We start from the raw sequence: 21,213 nt of genomic DNA on the forward strand, positions 1-21,213 counted from the left end.
GAGCCGGTGACGTAGGCGATGAGGCGGGTGGTGGCGTGCTCGTCGCGGGTAATGACAACGGCCTGCTCGACGCCATCGAGGTTGGCGAGTGCTGTTTGGATTTCGCCGAGTTCGATGCGGTAGCCGCGAATCTTGACTTGTTCATCGGCACGGCCGAGGTAATCCAGTTGGCCATCGGGGCGCCAGCGCACCAGGTCCCCGGTGCGATACATCCGAGCACCAGGTTCGCCGTAGGGGCAGGCGATGAATCGTGACGCCGTCAATTCGGCGCGGCCGAGGTATCCGCAGGCCACACCGGCACCGGCGACGTACAACTCGCCGACGACCCCGGCCGGTACCGGGCGCAGCCGGGGATCCAGGACGAACAGGGCCGCGGTGGCCACCGGCGCACCCATGGGTGCCGCACCCGATCCCGCTGCTAGGGGTTTGCTCATCGACGCGTACACGGTGGCTTCGGTGGGGCCGTAGGCGTTGATCACCACCCGGCCATCCGCCCACTGATCCACGACTTCGGCGGGGCAAGCTTCCCCGCCGAGGAGCAGCGCCACGGATTCCAACCCATCCGGAGTCAATGCTGCTGCAGCCGACGGTGTTTGGGTCAGCACGGTGACCTGTTCGGCGACGAGCAAGGCGTGGAAGTCTTCCGGCGAGTTGGTCACCGATTCGGGGATGACGACCAGGCGTCCACCGCCGAGCAGGGCGGCCCAGATTTCCCACACCGAGAAGTCGAAGCCATACGAGTGGCATTGGGTCCACACCTGCATCACGGGCAGCTGGTCGGGTGTGGATTCCGCCAAGTGGGCCACGTTGCGATGAGTGACCGCAACACCCTTGGGGATTCCGGTGGTACCCGAGGTGTAAATCAGGTACGCGATGTCATCTGGCCCCGGCGCCGGTGGGGCAGTCATGGGGTGGGTGTCCACGGCGGGGTCATCGATATCGATGACCGGCAATTCGTAGCCGTCCAGGCGCGACCGCAGCGCCGCGGTGGTCAGTGCGGCGACCGGGGCCGCGTCGGTGAGCATGAACTCGATCCGCGCAGCGGGGTGGGCGGGGTCGATCGGCAGATACGCCGCCCCGGATTTGAGTACCGCCAGCATCGCGATGATCGCGTCTGCTGACCGCGAAAACAGCAGCGCCACAGACTGTCCCGGGCCCGCTCCCCGGACGGCCAACAGATGGGCCAACCGGTTGGCGGCCGTGTCCACCTCGCGGCAGGTCATCGACCGGCCCTCGAAGGTCACCGCCACTGCCTCCGGAGCGCGAGCCACCTGCGCGGCCCACAGCGCCGGCACCGACACCGCCGCCCGCCCGGGCCGGGTCAACACCGCCCGGTTGCCGATCCTATCGAGTTGGGTGTGCTCGTCGGCGTCCAACAGCTGGATCGAGGACAGCCGTTGTGCCGCATCGGTAGTCATCGCGACCAATACCCGCCGCAGCCGACCGATCAACGCCTCAATAGTGACCGCGTCGAACACATCGGTGCGGAACTCGACCGTGCCGCCGATCCCGGCGGGCTCACCGGCCTGGGTCCAGCGCTCGGTCAAGGAGAATGACAAATCCATTCGGGCGGTGTGGGTATCAATCGGCAGCGCGGTGGCCTGCACATCACCCAACGTCAGCTCGCCGGGCGCGGTGTTTTGCCAGCCCAACATCACCTGCACCAGGGGGTGATGGGTCAGGCTTCGGGCGGGGTTGAGCCGCTCGACGAGGACTTCGAAGGGCACGTCTTGATGTTCGTAGGCGGCCAGGCTGCGCTGGCGCACCTGAGCCAGCAGCTCCGCGACAGTGGGATCGCCGGTCGTGTCGACGCGCAGCACCAGGGTGTTGACGAAGAAACCGACCAGCTCCTCGAGTGCGGGGTCGCGACGTCCGGCGATCGGGAATCCCACGGCCACATCGGGACTTGCGCTGACCGCCGACAGCAACACCGCCAGGGCGGCCTGGACCACCATGAAGCTGGTCGCATTGTGTTCGCGCGCCACCTCGCGCACCCGCTGCTGCAACTCGGCCGGCCACTCGACGGCCACGCTGGCCCCACGCTGGTCGGCCACCGGCGGGTAGGGCCGATCGGTGGGCAGTGCCGTGCGCTCGGGCATCTCGGCCAGGGCGTCCTGCCAGTAGGTCAGTTGGGACCCGATGAGGCTGCCGGCGTCGTCCAAGTCACCGAATTCCGCGTGCTGCCATAGGGCGTAGTCGGCGTACTGCACGGGCAATTGCGCCCAGCCGGGTGCTTGTCCCCGGCACCGGGCGCCATACGCCTCGCCCAGATCGCGCACCAGTGGGGCGATCGACCAGCCGTCGGCGGCGATGTGGTGCACCACGCCCACCAGCACATGCTCGTCATCGGCGCGGCGGAAAAGTGTTGCCCGCAAGGGGATTGTTGAGGAGAGATCGAACGGGTGACCCACGGCGGCGTCGATCGCCTCGTCCAGTCGGGACGTGGGCCATCCGCTGGAATCAATGACCTGCCAACCAAACTCGGCCCGATCGGCGGCCACCACCATTTGCTGGGCTACGCCGTCTGGTGCCACGAACAGTGTTCGCAAGCTCTCGTGGCGTCCCACCACGTCACGCAGTGCAGTGGCTAGCGCGTCGACATCAAGGCGGCCGGACAGCCGCAACGCCACCGCCATGTTGTAGACCGGGGAGGGGCCCTGCAACTGATCGAGGAACCACAACCGCGATTGGCCAAAGGACAACGGCACCAACGCAGGTCGCTCGAAAGCTGTAAGCGGCTCGCGGTGATTCGCCTCCGCACCGAGATGGAGGGCTAACTGTGACACAGTGGGTGCATCGAAGAGCTTGCCCACCTTCAGATCAGCGTCGAGGAGGGTGTTGATCGCGGCGATCACCCGCATCGCCGCGAGCGAATCTCCGCCCAAGTCGAAGAAGGAGTCGTCGGCGCCGACCCGCTCCGCACTCAGCACTTGGCCATAGATCCCGGCCAGGATCTCCTCGACGGCGGTGGCCGGGGCGCGGTAGTGATCGACATCGCGGTAATCCGGTGCCGGGAGGGCGCGGGTGTCGAGTTTGCCGTTGACCGTCATCGGCAGTGCCTCGAGTGCGACCAGCGCGGCCGGCACCATGTATGGCGGCAGCTGGTCGGTGAGCTGGGCACGTATCCAGGCCGGATCGGCGGTCCCCGTGACATACCCAACGAGGCGTTTGGCGCCGAGGCGGTCCTCGCGGGCGATCACCGCGGCCTGCTCCACGCCTTCCAAACCAGCTAGGGCAGTGCGTATTTCGCCGAGTTCGATGCGATAGCCGCGGATCTTGACTTGTTCGTCGGCACGCCCGACATACTGCAGTTGCCCGTCGGCGCCCCAGCGCACCAGGTCGCCGGTGCGATACATCCGCGCCCCCGGCCCCCCGAACGGACACGCCATGAACCGCGACGCGGTCAACCCCGCCCGGCGCCAATACCCGTATCCCACGCCGCGTCCGGCCAGATACAGCTCGCCGACAACCCCGAGGGGCACCGGGCGCAACCAACCGTCGAGGACAAAGAACGCCGCCCCCGACACCGGCGAACCAATCGGCACCACAGCGGCTTTCGCGGTCAAGGGTGCACTCTTGGATGCCCACATCGTCGTCTCGGTCGGGCCGTAGACGTTGATCATCGTCCGCCCGGGCGCCCATCGATCCACCACCTCGGGCGGGCAGGCCTCGGCGCCGATCACCAACGCCACCGACCCCAAACCATCGACGGAAAGCGCGGCCACCGCAGACGGGGTCTGGGTGAGAACGGTTACCTGTTCAGCGACTAGTAGGGCGTGGAAGTCCTCCGGTGAACGCGTCATCGGCTCGGGCACCACCACCAGCCGTCCGCCGTGGAGCAGCGCGCCCCAGATCTCCCACACCGAGAAGTCGAACGCATAGGAGTGGAACTGGGTCCACACTTGTTCCGGCGTCAGCTCCAGCCCAGCATCCAGCGAGTCGAACAACTGGGTCACGTTGGAGTGGTTAACCGCAACACCTTTGGGGACACCGGTGGTACCCGAGGTGTAGATGATGTGGGCGACCTCGTCGGCCGCCGGCAGCGGTAGCGCCGTAACCGGCTGCGCCTCAACAGCGGGATCGTCGATATCGACGGTCGCCAGGTCATAGCCGTCAAGCCGCGAAAGCAGTTCGGTCGTGGTCAGCGCCGCGATCGGCGCCGCGTCGGTCACCATGAACTCGATCCGCGCATCGGGGTGGGCCGGGTCGATCGGCACGTAGGCCGCCCCGGTCTTCAACACCGCCAATATCGCGACGACCGCCTCGGCTGAGCGCGAAAACAGCAGTGCCACAGACTGACCCGGGCCCGCGCCGAGACCGGCCAGCAGATGCGCCACCCGGTTGGCGGCCTCGTCGAGTTCGCGGTACGTCATCGAGCGACCCTCGAAGGTCACCGCCACCGCATCCGGAGTGCCCACGACTTGCACCGCGAACAAAGCCGGAACCGACACCCCCGTCACCGGCCGGGTCAACACCGCGCGGTTACCGAACTCATCGAGGCGGGTGTGTTCGTCGACATCGAGTAGATCCACCAACGACAACCGGCTGGTGGGGTCGGTGGTCGTGGCCACCAGCACTCGCTGCAATTGCCGGATGAGCGTGTGGATGCTCTCGGTGGTGAAGACGTCGGTGTCGTATTCGACGCGCAGGCCGAGTTCATCTCCGGGCATGGCTTGCAGGGTCAGGGGGTAGTGATTATGTTCCCGAGCGGTGTACTCGGTGACGGCCAAGCCGTCGAAGCCGAACAAGGCGGGATCAACGGGATAGTTCTCGTAGACGAACAAGGTGTCGAAGAGCTGGTCGTGGCCGGCGGCGCGGTGAATCTCGGGCAGTGCCAGGTGCTGGTGCTCGAGGGTGTGGTTGTTGGCCTGGTGCAGCTGGTGGAGTAAGTCGGCAGTGGTGGTGGCCGTGGTGATGGCGGCCCGCACCGGAACGGTGTTGATCAGCAGGCCGACCATCGAATCCGAGCCGGCCAGGTCCGCCGGGCGCCCCGAGACCGCGGTCCCGAAGGCGACATCATGCTGGCCGGTCAGCCACATCAACAGCTGCGCCCAGCTGGACTGCAACACCGTGTTGACGGTGGTGTGATGCACTCGGGCCAGCTCACTCACGGCCCGCGTCGTTTCGGCGGGTACCCGCGACGTGGCCACCTCTCGGGGTCCGAGCCCGACCCGGCCCGGCGGGCCCACCAGGGTGGGGACCTCAAAGCCGGCGAACGTTTCACGCCAGGCCGTCTCGGCGCTGTCGCGGTCTTGGCTGGTCAGCCAGGTCACGAAACGGCGGAAAGGCGGCGGTGCGGGGAGCCGCTGCCCGTAGTAGCTAGTGAAGATCTCTTGCAACAGGATTGGCAGTGACCAACCATCGAGCACGATGTGGTGGTTTGTCAGCACCAGCCGGTGGACGTCTTCGGCGATACGGGTCAACGCGACCCGGAACGGGGGCGGCTCGGTCAGGTCGGTGACCGAAGCGCGTTCGGCCGCGCATAGCCGCTGGATCTGCTCCTCAACATCGACGCCTTCGCCGAGTTCGCGGTATTGCCATGCCAATACGGGATCGGCAGGGATGACCTGGACCGGCTGGTCGAACTCTGGGCAGAATCGGGCCGCCAGGTTGGGATGACGGGTGAGCACTGTGTCGAGCGCTTCGCGCAGCCGATCGGGGTCCAGCGGGCCGGCGACGGTGATGTCCAGCTGCACCGCGTACAACTCGCCCAGGTCGCTCTCGCGGTGGGTGTTGGCGTGGAAAAGCAGCCCCTGCTGCAGCGGGGTCAACGGCAAGATATCGGCGATGCGGTCGTGCCGGCACAGCTCGTCGATCTGCTGTTGACTGAGCCGGGCAGGGGCGATATCCGACGGCGTCAGGCCGCCGCCGCCGTGCCGGACATGAGCGCAGATCCCGGTCAGGGCGCCGAACCACAATTGGCTGAGCCGCCCGACTTGCCCGTCATCGAGCGCCGAGGTCGCCCAAGTCCAGGTGGCGTGCAAATGCGGGCCAGCGTCGGTGTCGAGGGTGCCGGCGTTGAGTTCCACGGTGTGCCCCAACGGCATTGGGATCGCTGAGGCCACGGCGGCGACCGACACACCGTCCTCGCCGAGCCGCCACAAACCATCGGAGAGCTCGACGGCACCAGTGCCCGCACCCAGTCGCCCGAAGTAGTTGAACCCGATCGCCGGGTCAGCTGAGTCGAGATCCACCTCGGAGTTGAGGTAGCGCAGCAGCCCGTAGGTCAGGCCGTCGGGCAGGGCGCGCAGCTGCTCTTTGGCGTCCTTGATCACCGGTCCCAGCGCGGACTCACCGGCAACCACCTGCGCCCAGGACAATCCCCCAACCACCAGTGACACCGGGTATTTGGTGGTGAACCAGCCCACCGTGCGAGACAAGTCCACCTCGCCGATCAGGTCGTCGTGGCGGCCATGGCCTTCGACATCGATACCGATCGGTGCACCACCGGTACCCAAGAACTCGGCCCAGGCCAATCCGAACGCGATGAGCAGAATGTCTTGCACCCCAGCGTGAAACGCCGCGGGCACCACACCCACCAACGCCCGGGTCGTCTCGACGTCCAAGTCCACCGACAACCGCCCCGCACTGGCGTAGGTATCCACCTCGGGTTGCACCGCCGGCAACATGGCCGGGGTCGCCGCCACCTGCCGCCACGCCTCTGCCTGCGCCGCGACCTCGGGGGTGCGGGTGTAATCATCGAGCCGCGACGCCCAACGAGCAAAAGATGTCCCCGGCGCAGGCAACATCACCTCTTGCCCGCTGCGGTGCTGGCTCCAGGCAAGATTGATGTCTTCCAGCAGGACTCGCCACGACACCCCATCGACGGCCAGATGGTGAACGATCAACACCAGGTCGCGCAGCGGCGCCACCCACAATGCACTCAGCATCGTCCCGGTGGCCGGGTTCAACAGGGCCCGGGCTTCCACCAGCGCCTCGTCGGACAGCTCATCGACGGCGTGCAGGCAGCCGCGCGCGTCCACCGACCCGGGCGCGGGCGCCCATAATGACCAGCCTCCGGCGCCGTCGTTGTCGACGCGCAGGCGCAGCATCGCGTGTCGATCGAGCAACGCCTGCAGCACGACCACCACGTCGGCTTCGGTCACCGCGGCGGGCGCGTGCACGATCACCGTCTGGTTGAACTGCTCGATGCGGCCGGCTACGCCCTCCAGCCAGCGGATGATCGGGGTGGCCAGCACCTCGCCCACACCCTCATCGACGACGCCGGCCTCATCGGTTGCGACACTGGCAACTCGGGCGACCCGGGCCACGGTCTGCTCGACGAAAATGTCACGCGGACGGCACAACACACCTGCCGTGCGGGCCCGGGACACCACCTGCATCGACAAGATGCTGTCCCCACCTAGGTCGAAGAACGACTCATCGACCCCGACTTGCGGCAATCCCAAAACTTGGGCATAGATGCCGGCCAGGATCTCCTCGATGGCGTCGGTGGGGGCACGGTACTGATCGGCGTCGTGGTACTCGGGTGCGGGCAAGGCGGCGGTATCGAGTTTGCCGTTGACCGTCATCGGCAACGCCTCGATCGGCACCACCGCCGACGGCACCATGTACGGCGGGAGCCGCTCGGCCAGGGCGGCGCGTGCCTGGCTGGGGTCGGCGGTTCCGGTGATGTAGCCGACGAGGCGTTTGGCGCCGGGGCGGTCCTCGCGGGCGACGACGACGGCCTGCTCTACGCCAGCCAAACCGGCTAGGGCTGATCGGATTTCGCCGAGTTCGATGCGGTAGCCGCGGATCTTCACCTGCTCGTCCGCGCGGCCCAGGTAGTCGAGCTGTCCGTCGGGACGCCACCGCACCAGGTCCCCGGTGCGATACATTCTTTGTCCAGGGGAGCCGGCCCCCGCGAACGGGCAGGCCATGAATCGCGATGCGGTCAAGCCCGCCCGGTGTACGTACCCGGACCCCACCCCGCGGCCGGCCAGATACAGCTCGCCGACCACCCCGACGGGCACCGGGCGCAACCACTGATCGAGAACAAAGAACGCCGCCCCCGACACCGGCGAACCGATCGGCGGCACACCCGAACCCGGCGCGAGCGGCGCGCTCTTGGACGCCCACATCGTCGTCTCGGTCGGGCCGTAGACGTTGACCATCACCCGTCCGCGCGCCCAGCGATCCACCACCTCGGCGGGGCAGGGTTCAGCGCCGATCACCAGCGCCGTCGACTCCAACCCCTGCCGGGAAAGCATCCCGACCGCCGACGGCGTCTGGGTGAGAACGGTTACCTGTTCAGCGACTAGCAGGGCGTGGAAGTCTTCCGGTGAGCCGGCCACCGCCTCGTGCACCACCACCAACCGGCCGCCGTGTAGCAGCGCGCCCCAGATCTCCCACACCGAGAAGTCGAACGCGTACGAATGGCACTGCGTCCACACTTGTCCCGGTGACAGTTCCAGGCCAGCATCCAGCGAGTCGAACAGCTGAGTGACGTTGTGGTGAGTGACCGCAACACCTTTCGGGACGCCGGTCGTACCCGAGGTGTAGATGATGTGGGCGATGTCGTCGGGCGACGGCGCGGGCGGCGCGGTGGCAGGCTGGGTGTCTATGCGGGGGTCGTCGACATCGATGACCCACAGGTCGCAGTCCTGCAACCGCGACCGCAGCTCCGCGGAGGTGATCGCGGCGATCGGTGCGGCATCGGCCACCATGAACTCGATCCGGGCCGACGGATGGGCCGGGTCGATCGGCAGATACGCCGCACCGGTCTTGAGTACCGCCAAGATTGCGATGATCGCCTCGGCCGACCGCGAAAACAGCAGCGCCACGGACTCTCCGGGACCCGCACCTTCGGAAGCCAGCAGGTGCGCCAACCGGTTGGCGGCCGCGTCAACCTCGCCGTAGGTCATCGACCTGCCCTCGAAAGTCACCGCCACCGCCGCCGGGGCGCGAGCCACCTGCGCGGCCCACAGCGCCGGAACAGATGCCCGGGTCGCCGGCTGGGTCAGGACGGCGCGGTTGCCGATGTCGTCGAGGCGGTCGTGCTCGTCGGAATCCAGCAGCTGAATCGAGGAAAGCCGTTGTGCCGCATCGGTAGTCATGGCCACCAGCACTCGCTGCCACCGCCGGATCAACGCCTCAATAGTGGCCGCGTCGAACACATCGGTCCGGTATTCCACCGTCCCGGAGACCCCGCCGGGCTCACCAGCTGCGGTGAAGCATTCGGCCAAGGAAAACGCCAAATCCATTCGCGCGGTGCGGGTATCGATCGGCAGCGCGGTGGCCTGCATATCGCCCAAAGTCCATTCGGCGGGCTCGGCGTTCTGCCAGCCCAACATCACCTGTACCAGCGGGTGATGGGTCAGGCTTCGGGTGGGGTTGAGCCGTTCGACGAGCATTTCGAAGGGCACGTCTTGGTGTTCGTAGGCGGCCAGGCTGCTCGCCCGGACCTGAGCCAGCAACTCCGCGACAGTGGGATCCCCGGCCACATCCACGCGCAGCACCAGGGTGTTGACGAAAAAGCCCACCAGCTCCTCGAGTGCGGGGTCACGACGTCCCGCGATCGGAAAGCCCACGGCCACATCGGAACTCGAGCTAACGGCCGACAACAGCACCGCCAGGGCAGCCTGGACCACCATGAAGCTGGTCGCATTGTGTTCGCGCGCCACCTCGCGCACCCGCTGCTGCAACTCGGCCGGCCACTGGACGGCCACGCTGGCCCCACGCTGATCGGCCACCGGCGGGTAAGGCCGATCGGCGGGCAGCGGCAACACTTCGGGCATTCCGGTCAGCGCGTCTTCCCAGTAGGTCAATTGGGATGCGATGGGGCTGTCGGGATCGTCCAGATCACCGAACTGCGCGTGCTGCCACAGCGTGTAATCGACGTACTGCACTGGCAATTCGGCCCAACCCGGTGCCTCTCCCACACACCGGGAGGAATACGCCTCGTCCAGATCGCGCACCAGCGGGGCGATCGACCAGCCGTCAGCGGCGATGTGGTGCACGATGCCTACCAGCACATGCTCGTCATCGCCGACGTGGAAAAGGGTTGCCCACAAGGGAATCTCGGCGGTCAGATCGAAAGTGTGGCGCGCGGCTGCGTCGATAGCCTCGTTCAGCCGGGTTGCGGTCCATCCGTTGGAATCGATGACCTGCCAACCAAACTCGGCCTGATCGGCGGGCACCACTACTTGCCGCGGTGTGTCCTCGACGGCTGGGAATACCGTCCGCAGGCTCTCATGACGGGCGATCACGTCACCCAGTGCAGCAGCCAGTGCGTCGACATCCAGGTGGCCGGACAGCCGCAGCGCCACCGCAATGTTGTACACCGGGGACGGCCCCTGCAACTGGTCCAGGAACCACAACCGGGATTGGGCGAACGACAACGGGACCGCCGCCGGCCGCTCCCCGGCAGTCAACGGTTGCAGCCTGCCCCGGCCGGTTCCGATGTGGGGGGCCAGCTGGGTGATCGTTGGGGCCTCGAACAATGCCCGCACCGAAAGACCGGCATCCAGGCCGGTGTTGATCGCGGCGATCACCCGCATCGCCGACAGCGAATCCCCGCCCAAGTCGAAGAACGAGTCCTCGACCCCCACCCGCTCCACTCCCAGCACCTGGGCGTAGATCCCGGCCAGGATCTCCTCGACGGCGGTGGCCGGCGCGCGGTAGTGATCGACGTCGCGGTAGTCCGGTGCCGGCAGGGCGCGGGTGTCGAGTTTGCCGTTGACCGTCAACGGCAATGCGTCGATCACCAGTACCGCGGCCGGCACCAGGTAGGGCGGCAGCTGTTCGGCCAGCTGGGCGCGTACGAAGGCCGGGTCGGCGGTTCCGGTGATGTAGCCGACCAAACGTTTGGCGCCGGGGTGGTCCTCGCGGGCGATCACCGCCGCCTGCTCCACCCCTTCCAAACCGGTTAGGGCAGCACGGATTTCGCCGAGTTCGATGCGGTACCCGCGGATCTTGACCTGGTCATCGGCGCGCCCGGCATACTCCAGCTGCCCATCGGCACCCCAGCGCACCAGGTCCCCGGTGCGATACATCCGCGCCCCGGGCTCCCCGAAGGGGGAGGCCACAAACCGCGATGCCGTCAACGGGCCTCGACCGACATAGCCGTATCCCACGCCGGGACCGGCCACGTACAGCTCGCCGACCACCCCTGCGGGCGCCGGGCGCAGCCAGTCGTCGAGCACGAACAGCGCCGCGGTCGATACCGGCGCACCGATCGGCACCGCTGCCCCCGCTGTCAGGGGTGCGCTCATCGCCGCATAGATCGTGGTTTCGGTGGGGCCGTACGCGTTGATCATCACGCGTCCGGGAGCCCATCGATCGACCACCTCGGCGGGGCACGCCTCGCCGCCGACCAGCAACGACGCCGATCCCAAACCGTCCGGGGACAACGCCGCCACCGACGAGGGGGTCTGGGTGAGCACGGTGACGCCCTCGCTGACCAGCAGCGCGTGGAAGTCTTCCGGTGAGCTGGTCACCGACTCGGGCACCACTACCAGCCGCCCGCCGTGCAGCAGCGCACCCCAGATCTCCCACACCGAGAAGTCGAACGCATACGAGTGACACTGGGTCCATACCTGTCCCGGTGGTAGGCCGGCATCCAGTGAGTCGAGCAGTTGGGTGATGTTGTGGTGGGTGATGGCCACGCCCTTGGGCACGCCGGTGGTGCCCGAGGTGTAGATGATGTGGGCGATGTCCCCGCCCGCCGGTGCCGGCAACGCCGTGCTGGGCTGGGTGGGCAGGCGAGGGTCGTCGGTGTCGATGACCCGCAGGTTGTATCCGTCCAGCCGGTCGGATAGTCCGCTGGTGGTCAGCGCGGCGATCGGCGCGGCATCGGCGAGCATGAACTCAATCCGGGCCGCGGGTTGGGCCGGGTCGATCGGTAGGTAGGCCGCCCCGGTTTTCGATACCGCCAAAATCGCGATGACGGCCTCGGTCGAACGCGAAAACAGCAGCGCCACAGACTGTCCCGGGCCCGCCCCCTCGCCGGCGAGCAGGTGGGCTAAGCGGTTGGCGGCCTCGTCGAGTTCGCGGTAGGTCGTGGAGCGGCCTTCGAAGGTCACCGCCACCGCATCGCGGGTGCGCGCAACTTGCCCGGCGAACAAGGCGGGAACCGACACCGGCGTGGGTGTGGGCGCGGTGAGCACCGCCCGGTTACCGATCGCATCGAGGTGGGCCTGCTCGGCGGCGTCGAGTAGTAGCACCGACGACAATGACCGTGTCGGGTCGGTGGTCATCGCCACCAATATCTGCTGTAACCGCTCGGCCAAATCCGCGACGTCGAAACTCGAAAATGGTTGCCCCGCCCCGGCCGTAGTGAGGAATTGTTCCTCACCTGTCCCGACGAAGAACAATCCGAAGTGAGCGACCGGGCCGAAAGTCGTATAGGTGGCCGTGGCGAGAACATCCCCCAGGTTCAGGGTCATTCTGTTCGGGATGAAGTTAATGATGACCCGATTTGTCGCCTGCCTAGCGCCATCCAACGTGTGCACCGGAAACCGCTGGTGCCGCAGCGCTTCTCGGCACCGCGTATCCACATGCCGGCAAAAATCGGCGACCGTCGCTCCCGGCGGGGCTTGCAATACCAGCGGTACCACCCCGGCGACCATCCCGGGAAGCAACTTCGACCCCGGATCCACTCGCCTGCTGACCGGGAAATCGAACACCACCTCCGAACCCTCGGTGCATCCGCGCACCAACAGGGCGCACGCCGCCGTGAGGAGCGACGATCGGCGCACACCCAACGCTTTGGACAACGCCTTGATCGGGCCAACGACACCCCGATCCAGTTGAACCGGCGCGGTCGGCGCAGACGCATCCTGCCGGCCTGCGACCTGCGGCAATCGATAGTCCGGTCCGCCTTCCGACGGAAGGTTCTTGCTCCAGTAGGCCTGATCTTCCAGATAGTCGGTCGACGCCTCGTACTCCAACTCCCCGCCAACCAGATCCTGCAACGAGCCGAAGTAAGTAGCAGAGAGCGGCGTGCCAGAAGCCATTGCCGAATAGATCGCCGCAATCCGACGGCCGACCAGCGCAATGCCCAATCCGTCCAGGACAATGTGGTGACAGCACGTGAACCAGTAGTACTCAGCAGGCGCCGTGCGAAATAACGCAAATTTGAACAACCGGTCAGTAAGCGGCATCGGTGTGTGTTGGATCAATGAGGCCATCTCACGGGCTTCCCGCTCCGGATCCGGTGAGCCGCTCACGTCATGGAAAGCCAACTCGAAATCCGGGTAATCCAACACTCTTTGGAAAACCTGGCCATTCACCTCAAAGAAAACAGACCGACACGGCTCGGCCTCATACAATGCTTTGCTGATCGCCAGCTCAAGCAAATCAGGATCGAGCGCACCCTCGATCTTGGCGAAAAGACCAAGCTGCCACTCCACCCCCGAGTGACCTGTTTCCTGGGCGAGCCAAATATCTAATTGTCGGCGCGTCAGCGGAAGGGCGCGGGCGTCAAGTTCCATCCGGCCTCCCCTACTCAAAAGGCTTACGGAATAAAGGCCTTACCTGGCGCTGGATTCCACAGTTTCTATGACCGAATATCGGTGCAATATCTTGCGACGCAGCCCAAAATCGCCGCGCGGGTCGCGTCGTGGCGAACCACCCGCCCGCTCGCAATGAGTCGGCGGGGGCCCACCCCCGGGGGTACTGCTGGTCGTCGTTGACCCTGATGAAAAAGCTGTCGTTGTCGTCATCGACGGGTTGTTGCTCACTGGTTCTCTCCACACGTCTAATCGACATGAGTGGAACAAACCCTAGTGGACTCAAACAGGCTCCGACAGGGGTTTTGGCAAAGTCCATAATGTTAGCTAGGTATCAGCTATGATTTTTCGCGCAGCCAAGTCCGCACTGCGAAACTGCTTGAGCCACAACCAATCCGGTCTCCTGGCCATCCCGAGCCAAGCGCCCTGCAAAACACGCTACCGGCCGTAAGGCTGCGCCGCCACCCGAATCTCGTGGTAGCGCGCCTCAGTGGGGGAGCGGGCTCAGCGCGCCTGGCCCTGGGTTGCCAAGAAGCCCGCGACGCCGCGGACAAGTGCGTCGGCGTATTTCTGCCGGCCGTCGGCGGACTCCATCAGCGCCGAATCCACGGGATTCTTCATGTTCCCGCACTCGACCAGAATCGCGGGGTACTGCGCCAGGTTGAGACCGGTCAGGTCCGAACGCCCGTACAGCCCGTTTTGGCCGATGTAGGTGGCCGGCGGGATCCCGGAAGCCTGTAGCTGATCGCGCATGATCCGCGCGTACTGCACCGACGGTCCAGCCTGCACCTGGTTCAGTGGTGGGGCCGAATAGTTGACGTGGAATCCCCGGCCGGACGGTGGGCCGCCGTCGGCGTGGATGCTCAGGATCGCGTTGGGCCGCAACGAGTTGGCCACGTTGGCGCGCTCATCGATACACGGTCCCAGTCCGGAGTCGTTGCCCCGGGACAGGGCGGTCCTGACTCCCAATGCGTTCAGTGCAGCCCGAACCCGCAGCGCGGTGTCCCAGGTGAACGTGTGTTCCTGGTAACCGGAGTTGGTCGCGGTTCCGCTGGTCTGGCAGTCCTTGGTGCCGCCTCGGCCGGTGGTCACTTGCCGACCGATGGAAGCGTCATTGGAGCCGTTGTGGCCGGGGTCGATGAAAACGACCATGCCGGCGATATTGGAGGGGACCGCGTTCGCGCTCGGAGTGATCGCTGTCGACGCAGCAGCCAGCGCGCCGACCACCAATTTGATTCCGACACGCCTGCTCACTCGTAGATCCACGGCGCAAAGGTAACGCCGCGCGGTCTACGCTGGGTGTTTCGAATCGCCCGACACCCACAGGCGACACCAACTCGAGACCAAGATGCGAGGGGATTGTCATGCAACCCGGAGGCGATATGTCGGCGCTGCTCGCCCAGGCGCAGCAGATGCAGCAAAAGCTGATGGAAGCTCAGCATCAGCTCGCGAACGCCGAGGTGCGTGGTCAAGCCGGTGGAGGCCTGGTTGAGGTCGTCGTCAAAGGCAGCGGTGAGGTGGTCGCGGTGAAGATCGATCCCCAGGTCGTCGACCCCTCGGACATCGAGACCTTGCAGGACTTGATCGTCGGCGCCATGGTCGACGCCTCCAAGCAAGTCACCACGATGGCGCAGGAGCAGTTGGGGTCGCTGACCGCCGGCTTGGGCGGCCCACCCGCCCCACCGGCCCCACCAACTCAAATGCCAGGGCTCTGACTTACCTACCGACATGTTTGAGGGACCTGTCCAGGATCTGATCGACGAGCTCGGCAAGCTGCCGGGTATCGGGCCAAAGAGCGCGCAGCGTATTGCTTTTCACTTGTTGTCGGTCGAACCGCCGGACATCGACCGACTCACCGCGGTACTGGCGAAAGTGCGCGACGGCGTCCGCTTCTGCGCCGTGTGCGGCAACGTTTCCGACGACGAGCGATGCCGAATCTGCGGCGACCCGCGCCGGGACGGCACGCAGGTATGTGTCGTCGAGGAACCCAAAGACATCCAGGCCGTCGAGCGCACTCGCGAATTTCGCGGCCGCTACCACGTCCTGGGCGGCGCGCTTGATCCGCTATCCGGCGTGGGACCCGAGCAGCTGCGGATCCGCGAGTTGCTGAGCCGCATCGGCGAGCGGGTCGACGGGGTGGACATCAGCGAGGTGATCATCGCGACCGACCCGAACACCGAGGGCGAGGCGACGGCTACCTACCTGGTCCGAGTGCTCCGTGACATTCCCGGCCTGATCGTGACGCGGATCGCGTCCGGGCTGCCGATGGGCGGTGACTTGGAGTTCGCCGATGAGCTGACGCTGGGGCGCGCGCTCACCGGCCGCCGGGCCATGGTCTGACGCTCCTCAGGCTTTGCTCAATTGGAATGACCTGGTAAAGGTCTTGCCCGGCTCTCCGCCACACGCGTCCGACGTCGCCGTCGTCTGGCCTTGGCCGGCAAGCGACACGGCGTCGAAGCTGTAGTTGACGGTCACCGGGAACGAGGCGCCGTTCGGGCACGGCGCCTGGGCCATGCCGCTGTGAGTCCAGCGTCCATTGGCGAGGTCGAATTCCCAGCTGATGATGAACGTCCCGCCATCTTGCGAGGTCGCCAGGGTGCAGTCCGATCCGCACGGGGCGAACAGCCAGGCGGTCGACTTGTCGTTGTCCGGGTAGCGCACGTTGTACCGGCCCATTGGGACTTCCGGGGCGGCGTGCGCCGGCGTCGACGATGTGATCATTGCGGCCGCGCCGAGCAGTGCGCCGGCGGCCAGTCGCCCGCTGATCTTCGCCATCTCGGCCGGCACGGCTAGCGCGCCGCCAGTCGCTCGCGGCGCAGCAGGTCCACCTCGGGTAGCTCCAGCGGTGCCAGCTCGCCCACCACCTTGCTCAGCAGCAGGTCGGCCAGCTCCGGATTGCGGGCCAGACACGGTCCATGCAGGTAGGTCGCTACGACGCTGCCCTGAAGCACGCCGTCAAAGCCGTCACCGACCCGGTTGCCCGCGCCCTTGACGACGGCGCCCAACGGCGAGGCGGCGGGGCCCAGCACGGTGCCGCCGCGGTGGTTCTCAAAGCCGGTGAGCTGCTGGGTCAACCCGGCGAGCAGCGGCTTGCTCACCAGCTCGCCGATGGTGCGTCCGGTCTGCGGGGAGGTCGTCGCATCCAGCATGCCCACGCCGTCGACGCGTTCCCCCGACGACGTCTCGTACCAGTGCCCGAGCACCTGGACGGCCGCGCAGATCGCCAGCACGGGTGCGCCACGCTCCGCGGCGCGCTGCAGGCCCGGGTACCGCAGCAGATGCCGGGTGGCCAGCCGCTGCGCGTAATCCTCGGCGCCGCCCAGGGTGTACAAGTCCAAGGACTCCGGCACGGGATCGTCCAGCGTGATCTCCACGATCTCGGCGGCGACATCCCGCAGCCGTAGCCGTTGGCGCAGCACTACCGCGTTGCCGCCATCGCCGTAGGTGCCCATCACGTCGGGCAACACCAGCCCGATCCGCACCGTGGACAAAGACCCTGCGTCAGCCATGGCGGGCCAACGCTCGGTGCAGCTGCAGGAAGGCGGTGTAGTTGGCGACGACCTCGACTTGCCCCGGCGGGCAGGACGCGATCGCCGACAGGGTGTCGTGCACCAGGGTGTGCCCGACGCCCGCGTAGCCCAGGCGCACCGCCAGGTCGGTGCCGCGTTCGCCGGCCGCCACGACGGCGGTTTCCTCGAAGTGCTCGAAGCGCACGTCCCACAACCACGACAGGTCCTCGCCGTCGGGCACCTGCCCGTTGACCGAGATCACCACCCCGGCCGCGTGCTTGTCGACCATCGACAGCGCTTCCTGCCAGCCGGCCGGGTTCTTGGCCAGCAGAATCCGCGCGTCATGCTGGCCGATCCGCACGGTCCGGTAGCGTCCCGCGACCTCGTCCACCCCGGACACCGCCGCAACCGCTGCCGCGGGATCGGCGCCCAGCGCGACGGCAGCCGCGACGGCCTGGGCGGCATTGCCGCGGTTCACCGTGCCGGGCAGCGCCAGCCGCATCGGCAGGGCCAACCCGTCGGGCCCGTACAACGTGTCGTCGTCGAACCACCACTGCGGACTGGGCCGCTTGAAATCGGCACCGGTGCTGTACCAGTGGCCGTGGTCGCGGACGATCACCTCGCCGCTGCGTGGACAGCTGACCGAGTCGTTCGCCCATGCGCCGCCGGCGGCCACCCACACCACGTTCGAGCTGTCGTAGGCGGCCGAGGTCATCAGCACGTCGTCGCAGTTGGCGACCACCACCGCGTTCGGGTGCCGGGCCAGCCCGGCCCGCAGCGTGCGTTCGATCACGTTGATCTCGCCGACCCGGTCCAGCTGATCACGCGACAGGTTGAGCAGCACGATGACGCTGGGGTCGACGGCATCGGAAACGTGCGGCACGTGCATCTCGTCGACTTCCAGGGCGGCCAGCTCGGCGCTGCGGTCGGCGGCCAGGGCAGCCACCAGACCGGCGTCCATATTGGCGCCTTCGGCGTTGGTGGCTACGCGGCTTGTCGGGCCCTTCGGGCCGATGGTCGCCAGCGCGGCCGCGGCCATCCGGGTGGTCGTGGACTTGCCGTTGGTTCCGGTGACGACGACCGTGCGCCGTCCGGCGCCGAGCTGGCGCAGGATCGATCGATCCAGCGTCATCGCGACCAAGCCGCCGATCATCGCCCCGGCCCCCCGTCCGGTGACCCGCGACGCCCATCGCGCGCTCGCTCCTGCGGCGAGAGCCAGACGTGCGCGGGTGGTGATCACCCGTAAAGGTTAAGGGCGCTCGCAAGCGCGGCGCTTTGCGCCGGGTGCAGCGGGTCGCCCTCCCGACAAGACAAGGGCCGACACGAATGCGCAGCGACCGGGCGATGTCGGTCCGACGTGCCATTCTCAGTCCATGAGCCCCAAAATTCGGACGCACTGGGGCCGACCGGCGACCGATCCGGACGCAGGTCGGGCCGTCGTCGACGTCGAAACCTCAGGTTTCCGGCCCGGTCAGGCGCGGGTCATCAGTCTCGCGGCGCTCGGACTCGACGCCGACGGCCGCGTCGAGCAGTCCGTCGTCAGCCTGCTCAATCCCGGGGTGGATCCGGGACCCACCCACGTGCACGGGCTGACCGCCGCCATGCTCGAGGACCAGCCGCAATTCGGCGACATCATCGGCGACGTGGTCGAGGTGCTGCGCGGCCGCACGCTGGTGGCTCACAACGTCGCGTTCGACTACGCATTCCTGGCCGCGGAGGCCGAGCTCACCGGCACCGAACTTCCCATCGACACCGTGATGTGCACCGTCGAGCTGGCCCGGCGCCTCAATCTCGGCGTCGACAATCTGCGGTTGGAGACCCTCGCCGCGCACTGGGGCGTGACCCAGGAGCGGCCGCACGACGCCTTCGACGACGCACTGGTGTTGACCGGGGTTCTCGCGTCCGCGCTCGAGCGGGCACGCGAGCGAGACATCTGGCTGCCGGTGCGTCCGGTCACCCGGCGACGCTGGCCCAACGGCCGAGTGACCCACGACGAGCTGCGCCCGTTGAAGGCGCTGGCTTCCCGGATGCCCTGCCCCTATCTGAACCCGGGGCCGTATGTCCGCGGCAGGCCGCTGGTCCAGGGCATGCGGGTGGCGCTGGCCGCCGAGGTCAGGCGCACGCACGAGGAACTCGTCGAGCGGATCCTGCACGCCGGGCTGGCCTACACCGATGTCGTCGACCGAGAGACGTCCGTGGTGGTCTGCAACGACGATGCCCCCGAGCAGGGCAAGGGCTATCAGGCCCAGCAGCTGGGGGTGCCGTTGGTGTCCGATGCGCAGTTCATGGACGGCGTCGGCACCGTCGTCGGCGGCACCAGCATGGAAGAGTTCGTCGACGCCACGGCGGCCGACGAGCAGCTCGCGCTGTTCTGATCAGCCGCGGGCCGCGCGGTTGACCGCGGACACCACGGCCCGCAGTGACGCGGTGGTGATCGATGGGGCGGTGCCCACACCCCACACCGTGCGGCCGCCCACCGAAGCCTCCACATACGCCGCCGCTTGAGCGTCGTCACCGGCGCTCATCGCGTGCTCCGAGTAGTCCAGCACGGCAACGTCGAACCCGACACCGCCGAGCGCATCGACGAACGCGGCCAACGGGCCGTTTCCGACGCCGCTGATCTCGGTCTCGGTTCCGTTGATCTTCACGGTCGCGGTGATGCTGGTCGTGCCGGTGTCCTCCTCGGGAGCATCGACGCGCTGCTTCATGCGCTCCAGCGGCAGAATCGGCGCCAGGTACTCCTCGGAGAAGGCTTCCCACATCTCCTTGGGCGAGACCTCACCGCCCTCGCCGTCGGCCATCTTCTGGATTACTTGGGAGAACTCGATCTGCAGCCGCCGCGGCAGGGCCAGGCCATGGTCGGCCTTCATGATGTAGGCCACCCCGCCCTTGCCGGACTGCGAGTTGACCCGGATCACCGCCTCGTAGGTGCGCCCGACGTCCTTGGGGTCGATCGGCAGATACGGCACCTGCCAGAGCATGTCCTCGACGTCGGTGTCCGCGGCGTCGGCGTCGACCTTCATCTGGTCCAGGCCCTTGTTGATGGCGTCCTGGTGGCTGCCGGAGAACGCGGTGTAGACCAGATCGCCGCCGTAGGGGTGCCGTTCATGCACCGGCAGCTGATTGCAGTACTCCACCGTCCTGCGGATCTCGTCGATGTTGGAGAAGTCGATCTGCGGGTCCACGCCGCGGGAGAACAGGTTCAACCCCAGGGTCACCAGACACACGTTTCCGGTGCGCTCCCCGTTGCCGAACAGGCAGCCCTCGATCCGGTCCGCGCCCGCCTGATAGCCCAATTCGGCTGCGGCGACGGCGGTTCCGCGGTCGTTGTGTGGATGCAGGCTCAGGATCACCGACTCGCGGTTGGCCAGGTTGCGGCTCATCCACTCGATCGAGTCGGCGTAGACGTTGGGGGTGGCCATCTCCACCGTGGCGGGCAGATTGAAGATGATCGGGTTGTCCGGTGTCGGTGCAATGATGTCGCCGACGGCGTCGCACACCTGCTTGGCGTACTCGAGTTCCGTTCCCGTATAGGACTCCGGCGAATACTCGAATCGCCATTGGGTGCCCGGGTATTTGGCGGCCTCCTCGACGCACTTGCGCGCGCCCTCGGTCGCGATGGCCTGCACCGCGGCCCGGTCCGCGCGAAATACCACGCGGCGCTGCAGGATTGAGGTCGAGTTGTAGAAGTGCACGATCGCCCGCGACGCGCCCGCACACGCCTCGAAGGTGCGCTCGATCAGCTCCGGTCGGCATTGGGTCAGCACCTGGATGGTGACGTCCTCGGGTATGGCGCCGTCGGTGATGATCTCGCGAACGAAGTCGAAGTCGGTCTGACTGGCCGACGGGAATCCGACCTCAATCTCCTTGTAGCCCATGCCAACCAGCAGGTCGAACATGCGCCGCTTGCGGGCCGGGCTCATCGGGTCGATCAGTGCCTGGTTGCCGTCGCGCAGATCCACTGCGCACCACAAGGGGGCGCTGTCGATGACGCGGTCCGGCCAGATGCGGTCGGCCAGCTTGATCGGCTCGACTTCCTCGGCGAACGGCCGGTATCGGTTGACCGGCATCGACGAGCCGCGCTGCGGATTCCATGTGGGCTGGTCGGGATGGGGTGGGCCCGCGGGCTTGGTGACGGTGCGGGCCTTGAAAGACGACGAGGTGTATGCGTCGGGATGGGCAGACTCAGGAAAGTTGGTCACGATCATTGCTCCGGGGATGTCAGAAGGGACTTCAGACCGGCGCATCGCGAA

At 66.9% G+C, this 21,213-nt stretch carries 9 protein-coding genes (1 of these 9 running past the window's edge); 3 read left to right on the plus strand and 6 right to left on the minus strand.

Translation table 11 applies throughout. The features are described from left to right. Both ACTXG5_RS07820 and ACTXG5_RS07825 read right to left on the minus strand, forming a co-directional pair. Positions 1–13,433 carry the 5' end (the start) of a non-ribosomal peptide synthase/polyketide synthase gene (locus ACTXG5_RS07820; RefSeq protein WP_445163134.1) on the minus strand. It extends 17,773 nt beyond the left edge of the window, so only the first 13,433 of its 31,206 coding nucleotides appear in the window; it begins with the start codon at positions 13,431–13,433; its stop codon lies off the left edge, out of view. Positions 13,434–13,955: 522 nt separating this feature from the next. Beyond that, positions 13,956–14,717, minus strand: coding sequence for an Rv3717 family N-acetylmuramoyl-L-alanine amidase (locus tag ACTXG5_RS07825; RefSeq protein WP_445163135.1), 762 nt, complete (start codon positions 14,715–14,717; stop codon positions 13,956–13,958). A 98-nt stretch (positions 14,718–14,815) separates the two neighbouring features. On the opposite strand from ACTXG5_RS07825, the gene ACTXG5_RS07830 reads away from it, so the two are divergent. Together ACTXG5_RS07830 and recR are read left to right on the plus strand one after the other, a co-directional pair. Beyond that, positions 14,816–15,166, plus strand: a complete 351-nt coding sequence (locus ACTXG5_RS07830) for a YbaB/EbfC family nucleoid-associated protein (RefSeq protein WP_445163136.1) — start codon at positions 14,816–14,818, stop codon at positions 15,164–15,166. Positions 15,167–15,179: 13 nt separating this feature from the next. Then, positions 15,180–15,791 carry a recombination mediator RecR gene (recR, locus tag ACTXG5_RS07835; RefSeq protein ID WP_445163137.1) on the plus strand — a complete coding sequence of 204 codons (612 nt, stop codon included), beginning with the start codon at positions 15,180–15,182 and terminating at the stop codon, positions 15,789–15,791. A gap of 6 nt (positions 15,792–15,797) precedes the next feature. Here recR and ACTXG5_RS07840 read toward each other — a convergent pair whose 3' ends face one another. The 3 genes from ACTXG5_RS07840 to ACTXG5_RS07850 are packed head-to-tail and all read right to left on the minus strand — an operon-like array spanning position 15,798 to position 18,200. Further along, positions 15,798–16,238: a hypothetical protein gene (locus ACTXG5_RS07840; RefSeq protein WP_445163138.1), complete on the minus strand. Its 441-nt coding sequence runs from the start codon at positions 16,236–16,238 to the stop codon at positions 15,798–15,800. A gap of 2 nt (positions 16,239–16,240) precedes the next feature. Next, a complete protein-coding gene (locus ACTXG5_RS07845; protein WP_445163139.1) occupies positions 16,241–16,960 on the minus strand; it encodes a type 1 glutamine amidotransferase in 720 nt (239 codons plus the stop codon). Beyond that, the gene (locus ACTXG5_RS07850; RefSeq protein ID WP_445163140.1) at positions 16,953–18,200 is read right to left on the minus strand and encodes a MurT ligase domain-containing protein; all 1,248 of its coding nucleotides are present in this window, start codon (positions 18,198–18,200) and stop codon (positions 16,953–16,955) included. Before ACTXG5_RS07850 ends, ACTXG5_RS07845 begins: the two co-directional genes overlap by 8 nt. A gap of 133 nt (positions 18,201–18,333) precedes the next feature. Between ACTXG5_RS07850 and ACTXG5_RS07855 the strand changes: the two genes are divergently transcribed. Further along, positions 18,334–19,335 (plus strand): DEDDh family exonuclease, encoded by a 1,002-nt coding sequence (locus ACTXG5_RS07855; RefSeq protein ID WP_445163141.1) that lies wholly within the window; start codon positions 18,334–18,336, stop codon positions 19,333–19,335. Here the strand turns inward: ACTXG5_RS07855 and leuA are convergent, their stop codons facing one another. Continuing rightward, positions 19,336–21,168: a 2-isopropylmalate synthase gene (gene leuA / locus ACTXG5_RS07860; protein ID WP_445163142.1), complete on the minus strand. Its 1,833-nt coding sequence runs from the start codon at positions 21,166–21,168 to the stop codon at positions 19,336–19,338. Positions 21,169–21,213: the final 45 nt, after the last annotated feature.

It is taken from the genome of Mycobacterium sp. Dal123C01 (assembly GCF_052566995.1).